The organism is Kitasatospora sp. NPDC059577, from assembly GCF_042735475.1.
Lineage (GTDB): Bacteria > Actinomycetota > Actinomycetes > Streptomycetales > Streptomycetaceae > Kitasatospora.
The window spans coordinates 292,792-304,612 of record NZ_JBHWBZ010000002.1 but is presented as its reverse complement, the minus strand read 5'-3'; the positions used below and the strand labels follow the sequence as shown (position 1 = coordinate 304,612).

General features: G+C 76.4%; 6 protein-coding genes. 5 read left to right on the top strand and 1 reads right to left on the bottom strand.

The window, feature by feature from the left end:
• Window positions 1-39 precede the first annotated feature (39 nt).
• The 4 genes from ACFV0O_RS03910 (at window position 40) to ACFV0O_RS03895 (ending at window position 6,020) form a co-directional block, all read left to right on the top strand.
• Window positions 40-3,393, top strand: coding sequence for a right-handed parallel beta-helix repeat-containing protein (locus ACFV0O_RS03910; RefSeq protein WP_380335949.1), 3,354 nt, complete (start codon window positions 40-42; stop codon window positions 3,391-3,393).
• The gene (locus ACFV0O_RS03905; protein WP_380335946.1) at window positions 3,390-4,595 is read left to right on the top strand and encodes a S8 family serine peptidase; all 1,206 of its coding nucleotides are present in this window, start codon (window positions 3,390-3,392) and stop codon (window positions 4,593-4,595) included. The genes ACFV0O_RS03910 and ACFV0O_RS03905 overlap by 4 nt, the downstream gene beginning before the upstream one ends.
• A gap of 216 nt (window positions 4,596-4,811) precedes the next feature.
• On the top strand, window positions 4,812-5,210 hold the full coding sequence (locus ACFV0O_RS03900; RefSeq protein WP_380335943.1) for a hypothetical protein: 399 nt from the start codon (window positions 4,812-4,814) through the stop codon (window positions 5,208-5,210).
• Between the two features lie 219 nt (window positions 5,211-5,429).
• Window positions 5,430-6,020, top strand: coding sequence for a sigma-70 family RNA polymerase sigma factor (locus tag ACFV0O_RS03895; protein ID WP_380335940.1), 591 nt, complete (start codon window positions 5,430-5,432; stop codon window positions 6,018-6,020).
• Here ACFV0O_RS03895 and ACFV0O_RS03890 read toward each other — a convergent pair.
• On the bottom strand, window positions 5,957-8,869 hold the full coding sequence (locus tag ACFV0O_RS03890; protein WP_380335937.1) for a BTAD domain-containing putative transcriptional regulator: 2,913 nt from the start codon (window positions 8,867-8,869) through the stop codon (window positions 5,957-5,959). The two genes, ACFV0O_RS03895 and ACFV0O_RS03890, sit on opposite strands and share 64 nt — an antisense overlap.
• Before the next feature lie 439 nt (window positions 8,870-9,308).
• Here ACFV0O_RS03890 and ACFV0O_RS03885 point away from each other — a divergent pair, with 439 nt between their 5' ends.
• Complete coding sequence (locus ACFV0O_RS03885) at window positions 9,309-11,714, top strand: BTAD domain-containing putative transcriptional regulator (protein WP_380335934.1); 2,406 nt, start codon at window positions 9,309-9,311, stop codon at window positions 11,712-11,714.
• The last annotated feature ends 107 nt before the right edge of the window (window positions 11,715-11,821 follow it).

Sequence of the window (11,821 nt, the reverse complement as noted above, 5' to 3'; positions counted from 1 at the left end):
GACTGACACACAAGCAGAACGAAGGGAACAACCCGAGCCATGTCGCGCCACGTCTTGACGGTGTGCCAGGAACAGAGGGCGGGCGGCGCCTACCGCACCATCGGCGAGGCCCTGGAAGCGGCCCGCAGCGGGGCGGTGATCTCCGTGCGCCCCGGGCGGTACGAGGAGAACCTGGTGATCACCAAGATGGTCACCATCGCCGCCGAGGACGTCCGCGGCACCGTGCAGATCACCCCGCGGCGCGGCTGCGTGGTCCAGGTCGTCGCCGAGGCCGTGCAGCTCACCGGCCTGGTCCTGCACGGTCAGGACGAGGAACTGCCCGCCGTGGACGTCCCCCGCGGCCAGGCCGCCCTCCAGGACTGCGAGGTGGTCGGCAACTCCTGGACGGCGGTGCTGACCCGGCAGCAGGGCGCGCTGGCGATGCGCGGCTGCCGCGTCGTCAACTCGGCGGGCGCGGGCATCGTGGAGACCTCCACCGGGGCCAGCGTCATCGAGGACTGCGTCATCGAGCACCTCGGCACCTCCGCGCTGGTGATCGGTGAGAACGCCGACCCCGTCGTCCGCAACTGCGTCATGCGCGACGCCCGGGGCAACGGCGTGTGCGCCAACGGCGAGGCCCGGGGCACCATCGAGGGCTGCGAGATCTCCACCACCGACAAGCCCGCGATCGCCTTGGAGGAGCGCAGCACCACCCGGGTGCTGCGCACCGCCGTCCGCGACGCGCCCGTCGGCGTCTACATCAGCTCCGCTTCCCGGGTGCAGCTGGAGGACTGCAGTTTCACCGCCACCACCGGCCACGGCATCATGCTGGGCGGCGGCACCGACCCGCTGCTGCGCCGCTGCCGCACCGTCCGCACCCGCGGCCACGGCATCCACGTCACCGCGCGCTCGCGCGGAACCTTCGAGGACTGCGAGGTCGGCGGCGCCGAGACGGTCGGCGTGCACGTCGACGGCTCGGCCGGCCCGGTCATGACCAGGCTGGCCGTGCGCGACTGCGGCGACACCGGGGTCGACCTCACCGGGGACAGCGCCCCCGAGCTCGACCGGCTGGAGGTCCGCGACGTACGCGGCGCCGGGGTCCGGATCAGCGCGGGGGCCAACCCGCTGATCCGCCGCGCCACCGTCACCGACGCCGGGGGCAACGGGGTGGAGGCGGTCCGGGACGGCCGCGGAAGGCTGGAGAACTCCGAGGTCCTGGCCGCGGGCGGGGCCGGCGTGCTCATCGCGGACGGCGCCAACACCTTCGTCGGCGCCACCACGGTCCGCGGGGCCCGGGGCGCGGGCGTCCACGTCGGCGAGGCCGGGGTGGCCGTGCTGCGGGACTGCGAGGTCGTCGACTCGGCCTCGGACGGCGTGGCCGTCGACCACGGCGAACTCACCTGCACCCGGGTGCGGGCGCGCGGAAACCGACGGCACGGGGCCCGGCTCGGCGCCGGCGCCCGCGTCGTCCTGACCCAGGTCGAGGCATCGGACAACACCGGGGACGGGATCCGCGTCGACTCGGCCGAGGCGGTCCGGGTCACCGGCTGTACGGTCACCGGCAACCGGGGCTCCGGGCTGCGCCAGACCGTCCCCAGTACCCGGCTCTCGGTGGAGAACCTGCACAGCCGGGAGAACGGCACCCCCGATGCGCACGGCTCGGCGAGCGCCGCACCCGGGGCCCCGGGCGCGGCGGCCACCGCCGTCGACCCCGGCCGGCCGGGCGAGCCGGCCGAGCCCGCAGCGCCGCCGGAGCCCGGACTGCAGGGGCCGCTGGAGGTGCTGGCCTCCCTGGTCGGCCTCACCGCTGTCAAGGAGCAGGTCGCCACCCTGGTCAACCTCAACAAGCTGGCCCGGCGCCGCGAACTCGCGGGCATGCCCGCCCTGCCGATGAGCCGGCACCTGGTCTTCGCCGGGCCGCCCGGCACCGGCAAGACGACCGTCGCCCGGCTCTACGGCAGCATCCTGGCGGACCTCGGGGTGCTGCGCAGCGGCCACCTGACCGAGGTCGCCCGCGCCGACCTGGTCGCCTCGATCATCGGCGGCACCGCGATCAAGACCACCGAGGTGTTCACCGAGGCGCTCGGCGGGGTGCTGTTCGTCGACGAGGCGTACGCGCTGTCCGCCGGATCCGGCGGCAGCGGCCCGGACTTCGGCCGCGAGGCGATCGACACCCTGGTCAAGCTGATGGAGGACCACCGCGACGACATCGTGGTGATCGTGGCCGGCTACTCCGCCGAGATGACCGACTTCCTGGCCAGCAACCCGGGACTGGCCTCGCGGTTCAGCCGGACCGTGGAGTTCGCCAACTACGAGGTGGACGAGCTGGTCACCATCGTCGAGCGGGCGGCCGGCGGACACGGCTACGAACTCGCCGACGGCACCCGGGAGGCGCTGACCGCGCTGTTCGACCGGATGCCCAAGGGCGCGGACTTCGGCAACGGCCGGGCCGCCCGCAAGGTCTTCGAGGAGATGGTCGACCGGCAGGCCACCAGGCTCGCCCAGCTGCCCGAGATCACCGACGCGGACCTGGCGGTGCTGGTGGCCGAGGACACCGGGCAGGAGGCCGCCGGGCCGCAGCGGGGTGCGGACAGCGCCGCCGTCCTGGCCGAGCTGCGCGCCATGGTCGGCCTGCCCGAGGCCAAGGAGCAGGTCGAGGACCTGGTGAACCTGATCACCCAGGTGCGCCGCCGGGAGGAGGCCGGGCTGCCGACCGCCGCGATCAGCCACCACCTGGTCTTCGCCGGCCCTCCCGGCACCGGCAAGACGACCGTCGCCCGGCTGTACGGGCGGCTGCTGGCCGAGCTGGGCGTACTGCCCTCGGGCCAGCTGGTCGAGACCGCCCGCGCCGACCTGGTCGGCCGGTACGTCGGCCACACCGCGCAGCTCACCAAGGAGGCCTTCGACCGGGCCCGGGGCGGCGTGCTCTTCGTCGACGAGGCCTACACCCTCACCCCTCGCGGCGGGGCCGGCAACGACTTCGGGCAGGAGGCCGTCGACACCCTGATGAAGCTGATGGAGGACCACCGCGACGAGGTGGTGGTGATCGTGGCCGGCTACGAGGAGGAGATGCGCGGCTTCCTCGCCTCCAATCCCGGACTGGCCTCGCGCTTCTCCCGGCAGGTCGAGTTCGGGCACTACACGGACGAGGAACTGGTCACCATCGTCGGGATGCACACGGAGAAGGCAGGGTACGTCCTGGCCCCGGAGACCGTGGACGCGCTCACCCGCGCCTTCGCCGCGATGCCCCGCGACCGCACCTTCGGCAACGGCCGCACCGCCCGGCAGACCCTGGAGGGCATGATCACCCGCCAGGCCGGGCGGCTGAGCCGGCTCGACGTCGCCGACCTGGCCGAGCTCAGCCTGCTGCTGCCGCAGGACCTCGCCCCGGCGCGGTCGGGCAGCGCGGTATGACCGGGCGTCGGGCACGGGCCGCGGCGGGACTCGCGGTCGCCGGGGCCCTGCTGGCCGCTGCCGCCCCGCCGGCCGCGGCGGCACCGGCACCCACCGCCCCGGCCACCGCGGTGCCACCGCCGCTGATCGCCCAGACCCGTCCGGACGTGCAGAGGAACGGCTGCGTGAAACCGTCCGAGCGCCCGGCCGACACGGCGGGCTGGGCGCAGGCCGCGCTGCGCCCCGAGGAGGCCTGGTCGCTGAGCCGGGGCGCCGGCGTCACGGTCGCGGTGGTCGGCTCCGGGGTGGACGCCGCGCAGCCGTCCCTGTCCGGGCGGCTGCGGCTCGGGCCCCGGCTCGTCGGCGCGGGCGATGCGGGCCGCGACTGCGTCGGGTACGGCACCTTCGCGGCCGCCCTGGTGGCCGGCCGACGCACCGGCGACGCCGGCCCGGCCGGGCTCGCCCCCGAGGCACGGGTCCTGGCGGTCGCGGTCACCGACGATGCCGGGGCCACCACCCCGGACCTGCTGGGCGGCGGTATCCGCGCCGCCGTCGACGGGGGTGCCCGGGTGATCGCGGTCGAGGTGCCCGTCCCCGGGCCGAGCGACGCGCTCGGCGACGCGGTGGCGTACGCGGCGGCCCACGGCGCGCTGATCCTCGCCCCGGCGGCCCCGGACGGTCGCAGCAGCAGCGCGCCGGTGTTCCCCGCCTCCTACCCGGGCGTGCTGGCGGTGGCCTCCACCGGGCCGAACGGTCCCTCCGGCGGCGGCCCGGGCGGGCGGGTCGACCTGGCCGCCCCCGGCGAGCTCGTGACGGGCACCGGCCCCGGTGGGGGCCTGTTCACCGCTTCGGGGCCGGGCTGCGCGACCGCCTACGCGGCCGGCACGGCGGCCCTGGTGCTCGCGCTGCGGCCCGAGCTGACCGCGGAGCAGCTGACCCGGCGGCTGGAGGCGACCGCCTACCACCCGGGCACCCGGCTGCCGGACGCCGCGGTGGGGTTCGGGGTGGTCGATCCGGTCGCCGCCGTCACCGGCTCCTGGCCTGAGGCGGCCCGCTCCGACGTGTCGGGAGACCCGGTCCTGGTCGGTCCCGGGCCGGACCGTTCCGAGGCCTGGCGGGCCCTCGCGGTGGCGGGCACCAGCACCGGCGTGGTCCTGCTGGTGGGTTTCGGCGCCCTGACCGCACGGGTCGGCCGCCGACGGACGGAACGCGCCGCGGGCTGACGGCCGACGCGGCGCGCGGGTGCGGGCACGGCCCGGTGCCACCGGGGAACGAGGCCGGGCAGGATTGAACACACCCGGGCCCGTTTTACGTTCAACCACACGACGGTGCCGAGACACGGCAGGCGAGCGGCCCCGCGTCCATGGGTCGGCAGACGGGTGAGGTGGGCTCCGATGGCGACCACGGCGGTGGTCCCCGACGGTGGGAGACTGACGGTCATGACGGACGGTCGGGACGGGAACGGACAGGACGACGAGGCGACGGCGCGCCGGCTGATCGCCGCCTGGCTGGCGGGCGAGGCCGAACCGCCGGCCGGCCCGGCCCGGTCGGCCGGGACGCTCCCGCCGGGCTGGACCGTACCCCCGGCCCCCGCCCGGGACGTCGTCGGCACGGCCCGGCGACTGGCCCTGGACGGCCTGGCCGGACGCGCCTGCCCCGCCCCCGGTGCCGACGACCTGCTGCTGGCCCGCGTCCTCATGGTCGACGAGCACCCCTCGGCCGCGGCCTGGACCGAGGAGGAACGCGTCGAACTGACCGGCTGGGTCGCCGTCCTGGTGCGGCGCTTCGGGGAGGACGGCGTCCAGCAGCTCACCGCCGCGCTCACGGTCGGCCGCTGAGGGCCCCTCGGGAGTGGGCGGGCCCGCGGCGGCGCGGCAGGGGTCCGACGGAGTCCGACGGAATCCAACGTCCGCCAACGCGGGGGCCGACGGGGCCGTTGGGCGGACGTTGGCGGCGGCTGGGACGGTTTTCCCGTCAGGGCGAGGCACCGGGGCTCATCACACACCGTCCCAGCGGCTGCCCGCCGATTCCGTTGTACCGGAGCGAAGGACAGAGCCGTGGCCGAGGAAGCCGTCGACTCACCAGCGGGCGCCGAGCAGCGCGCCGAACACCCCTCCGGGGGCCGCACGACCCTGGACCAGGACACCCTCGCCGAGCTGTACCGGGTGCACGGCCCGGGCCTGCTGCGCGCCATGCTCCGGGTCACCAGCGGTGACCGGGGCAAGGCGGAGGACATCCTGCAGGAGACCTTCCTGCGGGCCTGGCAGAACCCGGCCGCCCACGACCGCGGCATCGAGGAGAGCCGTCCGTGGCTGTTCACGGTGGCCCGCCGGATCGCGATCGACCACTTCCGGACCGCCAGTGCGCGGGCCCGGGAGGTCGGCGACGTGTCGCCCGACGAGTACGCCGCCACCAAGGACCCGTACGACGAGGTGCTCACCGCCCGCGACGTGGCGGGGGCGTTGGCGGAGCTCCAGCCGCACCACCGCGACGTGCTGGTCGAGCTGCACCTCAAGGGCCGTTCGACGGCCGAGGTCGCGTCGTCGCTCGGCGTCCCGGTCGGGACGGTGAAGTCCCGCAACTTCTACGCGGTGCGGGCGTTGCGGCCGATCCTGGCGGCCCGGGGGATCCCCGTCGCCGTGGTCTGAGAGGCGAGTTCACCCGCGAGTTCGCCGTCGATCACGGCGATCCGCGCCCCGAGCTCGGCGACGCCGCCCGTGTCGCCGAGCTCCCCGTGCAGCCGCAGCGCGGTGCGCAGCCGCGCCACCGCCGGGCCCGCACGCCCGGTGGACAGCAGGAAGTCGGCGTAGCGCTGCTCGACCGTGGCCTCCAGGTGGCGCGCCGCGCTGGCCCGGCAACGGGCCGCCGCCTCCTCCCAGGCCAGCTCCGACTCCTCCACCAGGCCGAGCAGCCGCAGTGCCTGGGCCTCCTCGGCGAGGGCGAGCAGGTGGAAGGTGGCGTGCGGGTGCGGGGCCAGCAGCCGCCGGGCCTCGCGGGCGTGGCGCAGCGCCGTCAGCCCGTCGCCGCTCAGGTTCGCCAGGGTCGCTGCGGTGCTCATGACCGCCGCGCCGGCCTGGTGCAGGCCGAGTTCGTCCAGCCGGCGCACGGTCGTGTCGGAGAGCCGTCGGGCCTCGGCGAGATCGCCGTGGTCGGCGAGCGCCACCGCCAGCACGCCCATGGAGTAGATCTGTGCGGGGCCGTCGTGGTCGCGGGTGCGTTCGTCGGCCCGGCGGGCGATGGCCAGCGCCTCCGTGGGACGCCGCTTGCCGCTGAGCGCCCGCGCGGTGGCGGCCTCCATCAGGGCCGTCGCCATCGGATCCCCGGTCCGGGTGGCCGCGGCGAGCCCGTGCCTGAGGCAGTCCAGCCGGTCGGTGAGCCGACCGGCCCCGAAGTAGAGGCAGTTGGCGAGGAACGCCAGTTGCCAGGCGCGGTCGTCCTCGCCCGCCTCCGTCCCGGCGGCGACCAGGGCCCGTACGGCGGGCTCCTCGGCGCGGAACCAGTCCAGCGCGGAACGCACGTCCGGCAGGTCGGGCAGCGCGGGCGGGGGGAACTCGACCGGCCGCTCGAACTCCGTCAGGTGCGGCTGGAGCAGGCAGGCGCCCGCGGTGGCGGTGGCGAGGTAGTAGTCGAGCAGCCGGACCAGGGCCGTGTGCCGACCCGCAGGCGGCCCGGCGTCCAGCAGCTCCCGGCCGTACAGCCGGATCAGGTCGTGACGCCCGTACCGGCCCGGGGTGGTCTCGCAGAGCAGGTGGTGGGCGGTCAGGGCGCCGAGTGCCCGCCGGGCCTCTCCGGCCGGGACCGCCAGCAGCGCGGCGGCGGCCGGTACGTCCACCTCCGGTGCGGGGGTCACCGCCAGCAGGGCGACCAGCCGGCCGGCGGCCGGCGGCAGCCGACGCAGCGTCAGGTTGAGCGCCGAGCGCACGCTCACGCCGCCGTGGGCATCCAGCGCGGGCAGCCGGGTGCGCTCGTCCTCGACCTCGGCGACGAGGGCGCCGACCGTCCAGGCCGGCTGGGCGGCGAGCCGGGCCGCGGCGATCCGCAGCGCGAGCGGGAGGCGGTCGCACAGCTCGGCCAGCCGTCGGGCGGCCGCCGGCTCGGCGGCGAGCCGCTCCGCACCGAGGACCTGGGCGAGCAGACCGAGCGCGTCGGCCTCGGGCAGCGCCTCCAGTCGCAGCAGTGCGGCCCCCTCGGAGACGACCAGGTCCTCCAGGGTGTTGCGACTGGTCACGACCGTCGCGCTGCGCGGGCCGGCCGGAAGCAGCTCGGTGACGTCGGCGGCGCTGCGCACGTTGTCGAGCAGGACCAGCAGTTCGCGGTCGGCGGTGAGTGTCCGGTAGAGATCCCCCCGCCGGGCGCGGTCCTCGGGGATCTCGGCCTCGGCGAGCCCGAGCGCCCGCAGGAACCGGCCCAGCACCTCGCCGGGGTCGCTGGGGCAGGCCGGGTCGAAGCCCCGCAGGTCGTGGTGCAGGTGCCCGTCGCGGAACCCGTCGGCGGCGGCGTGGGCCCAGCACACCACGGTGGCGGTCTTCCCGGCGCCGGCCGCGCCCACCACCACGGCCAGCGCGTGGTCGGGGCGGTCGGCGCCGCAGGCCTGGTCGAGCCAGTCCAGTTCCGCGGACCGGCCGACGAAGCCGGGCGTGCGGCGGGGCAGCGAGCCCGTCGCGGGCCGGGCGGCTGCGCCGGCGGCCTGCCGGGGGAGGGGTGAGGGCCGGTCCGGTACGGCGGCGGGCTCCGCTCGGTCCGGGGTGCCGCCCGGATCCGCCGGGGAACGCTCGTCGGCGAGGACGGCCGTCAGGGCGGCCTGCAGTGCCGCGCCGGGGCGCAGGCCGAGCTGGGTGGCGAGGCCGGTGCGTGCGCGGTGGTAGAGCTGCAGCGCCTCGGCCGGGCGCCCGGCCTGGTGCAGGCAGCGCACCAGCAGGGCGGCGGTCGGCTCCTGGAGCCATTCGGTGTGCAGGAGTCGTTCGAGGACGGGGAGGGCCGTGCTGCCCCGGCCGGTGCGCAGCAGCCGTTCGGCCCAGTCGTGCACGGCCTGTTCGTGGGCGCGCTCCAGTCGGCCCGCCAGCTCGTGCCGCCGTTCGGTGTCGGGCAGATCGGCGAGCGCGTCGCCCTCCCAGAGCCGGAGGGCTTCGCCGAAGAGGTCGGCCGCCGTCGCGTCGTCCGGCTCCTCGCCGGCGCGGGCGGCGAGCGCGCGGAAGCGGTGGACGTCGACCGACGCCGCGTCACCGTCGAGGAGGTAGCCCGGCGACTGGGTCTCCAGGGTGAGGGAGGTGCCGTTCAGGTGCTTGCGCAGTGCGGCGACGTGGCCTTGCAGTACGGCCTTCGCCTGCGCCGGGGGCGTTTCGTCCCACAGCAGGTCGTAGAACCGCTCGATCCGCACGCACCGGCCGAACTCCAGGGCCAGCAGGGCCAGTACGCCTCGGCGCTTGGCCCCCTGGACCGGGATGGTCCGGTCGTCGGCGGCCCTGAGCTCGGTCGGCCCGAGCAGCCGGATGCGCATGTGCTCCCCATGGGTTCGGCGTCCGGCAGTTCTGCCGGGCAGCCATTCAATCATTCCTTGCGCAGAGCGACTCTACGCGCGTCACAAGAGGTGGCCGACGGCCTTCGGGGTGACGGAGATGCCGTGTCCATGGTGATCGGCAGGTGAACTCCGCACGAAGCTTGGGTATCGCAGATCGGTGCTCGGGCAGGCCAAATCCGAAGCGAAGTATGCCAGTTGGGTTTCCTTACCATTCCCGGCGGGGGCTTGGACGAAGATCGACCGCCTCCATATCCTCGGCCCGTCCCACCCAGTCCAGCCCGTTCCGGCCCGTCCCCGTTCCAACCCGTCCCCGTTCCAACCCGTCCCCGTCCCGTCCCCCAGGCGCTCAGGAGAGAGTGTGCGCGTCCGGCTGCTCGGCCGAGTCGAAGTCCGCTGTGAACAAGGGCGCCCGGTCGTCGTGGCCGGCGCCCGCCGTCGGGCCGTGCTCGCCCTGCTCGCAAGCGAGTTGAACCACCCCGTCCCGGTCGAGCGGCTGCTCGACACGGTGTGGGACGGCGCGCCGCCGCCGACCGCCCGGGCCGCCCTCCAGGGCCACGTCTCCGCCGTCCGGCGCGGACTCGGCGAAGGCCTGTGCCTGCTGACCAGGCCCGAGGGTTACGTCCTGGTCGGCAAGCCGGAGCTGGTCGACGCCACGCGCTTCGAACGCCTGACGGCCGGCGCCGAGGAGGCCGCCGACGCCGAACGTGCCGTCGGCCTGCTGCGCGAGGCCCTCGACCTCTGGGACGGGCCGGCCCTGACGGACTGTGGCTCACGCACCCTCACCGAGACCACCGGCCGTCGGCTGGACACCGCCCGAGTCCTGGCCGCCGAAGCGCTGGCCGAACGCCTGCTGGCGCTGGGCCGCGGCGCCCAAGCCCTCCCCGACCTGCAGGCCGTCGTCACCGCCGACCCGCTACGGGGGTCGGCCGCCGCCCTGCTGACCCGTTGCCTCCACCAGGCCGGCCGGGCCGCCGATGCCAGGCTCGCCCACGAGCGGGCCCGGACGAGGCTCGCCGCCCACGGCCTGACCCCGGGCCCGCTACTGCGCGCGGCGGGCACGGCCCTCGGCCACACCGAGAACGGCACCGCCGCTCCGGCCGCCGTCGCGCCGATCGGCGGCGCTCCGGCCGCCGTCACGCCGACTGCCGTCGCACGGACCGGCGGTGCGCTGCCGCGGATGAACGTCGGCCTGGTCGGCCGCGCGGCCGAACTGCGGCAGCTGGACGACGCGACGCTGCGCGCCGAGGGCCGGCCGGTGCTGGTCACCGGGGTCGCCGGGGCCGGCAAGAGCAGCCTGGTCCTGCACTGGGCGCACACCCACGCCGACCGCTTCCCCGACGGCCGGATCCACCTGAACCTGCGGGGCTTCGGCGAGGAGGAGCCGCTCACCCCGGCCGAAGCCCTCGCCGCGGTGCTCGGCTGGCTGGGCGTCCCGGCCGCCGAGGTGCCCGGCGAACCCGCCCAGGCCGCCGCGCTGTTCCGCGCCCTGACGGAGGGACGCAGGCTGCTGCTCGTCCTCGACGGCGCCCGCTCCGCCGAGCAGGTCGAACCGTTGCTGCCCGCCGCGCCCGAGCCGGTCGTCGTCGTCACCAGCCGCTCCCGGCTGACCGATCTGGTGGTTCGCGAGGCCGCGATCCCGCTGCCGGTCGCGGGCCTGCCCGAGGAGGAAGCCGTCGAACTCCTCGGCCGGGTCGCCGGACCGGAGCGCATCGCTGCCGAGCCGGGCGCGGCCCGTCGGCTGGCCGCGCTCTGCGACCGGCTGCCGCTGGCCCTGCGGGTCGCCGGAGCCCGCCTCGCGTCCCGGCCCGCCTGGTCGCTGACCGACCTGGCGGAGGAGATGTCCGACCAGCGCACCGGCCTGGCCGCCCTCGCCACCGGCGGCGCACTCGGCATGGCGACGGCGCTCGGCCGCAGCGTCCGGGTGCTGCCCGAGGAGGCGCGACGCCTGTTCGCCCTCTCCGGACTGCACCCCGGCGAGACCCTCGACAGCGGCGACGCCGCGGCGCTCACCGGCGCCTCGCCGGCCCGCGCCCGCGAACTGCTCGCCGAACTGGACGCGGCCCACCTCGTGCTGGAGGCCCTGCCGGGGCTCTTCCAGGTCGACCGCCTCGCCCGGCTCTACGCCGTGGAGCTGGCCGCCGAACTGCCCTGCCCGGAGCGGGTGGCCGCCACCCGGCGGCTGCTCGACCACGTGGTGAACGCGGCGGGCGAGGCACTGAAGTGCGTGACCGGCGTCGTCCCGGCGCAGGGCGTCTCCGCCCGCGCGCTGCAGACCGCCGAGCAGGCCCTGGAGCTGGCCCGCCGGCTCGTCGGCGAACTGGTCCGTCAGGTGCCCGAACCGACCGCCCCCGAGCAGGCCGCCGACTCCGGGCGTGCCCGGCTGGTCGACCGGCTGAGCCGCACCCTCGACGGCTACCGGGAGGAGCGACCGGGGAACGGCCGGGGCGACCGGCCGGGGGCTCCCGAGGGCGCCGGGTCGGAGCGTACGTCGGGGGAGCCGGCGGTTCCCGAGCGTGCGGCTCCGGAGCGTGCGGTCGCCGTGGGGACGGTCCCGGCAGGGACGGCGGCGGACCACGCCGCGCCCGACCGGCTGGAGCGGCTGTTGGACGAACTGGTGCGCGGTGCCCCAGTGGAGCCGAGGGCGGCGCGGCCCGAAGGATCCCACCCGAGGCCCGCCGCGGACGCGCGGACCGCTCCGCCACCCGCGGGGCCCGGAGAGCCGGCGCCGGCGCCGACCGAGGCCGAGCGGGGCCGGACGACCGGGCCGGAGCCGCACGCCGGCAGAGCAGTCGACGGTCCGCCGGGCGGATCGCCGACCCGGTGAACCGGGGGCGGTCCCGTTCCGTGTCCCTCGCTGAGGACCCCTGCGTGCGGCGGTGACCCCGAGGACCGTGCCCCGGCCGGACACGGTGCCACCTCGAACCGGATCCC

Excerpts from the sequence above, each read along its gene's own strand:
- ACFV0O_RS03900 (WP_380335943.1), top strand. The coding sequence starts at position 4,812 with ATGACGGACGGTCGGGACGGGAACGGACAGGACGACGAGGCGACGGCG.
- ACFV0O_RS03910 (WP_380335949.1), top strand. The coding sequence starts at position 40 with ATGTCGCGCCACGTCTTGACGGTGTGCCAGGAACAGAGGGCGGGCGGC.
- ACFV0O_RS03905 (WP_380335946.1), top strand. The coding sequence starts at position 3,390 with ATGACCGGGCGTCGGGCACGGGCCGCGGCGGGACTCGCGGTCGCCGGG.
- ACFV0O_RS03890 (WP_380335937.1), bottom strand. The coding sequence starts at position 8,869 with ATGCGCATCCGGCTGCTCGGGCCGACCGAGCTCAGGGCCGCCGACGAC.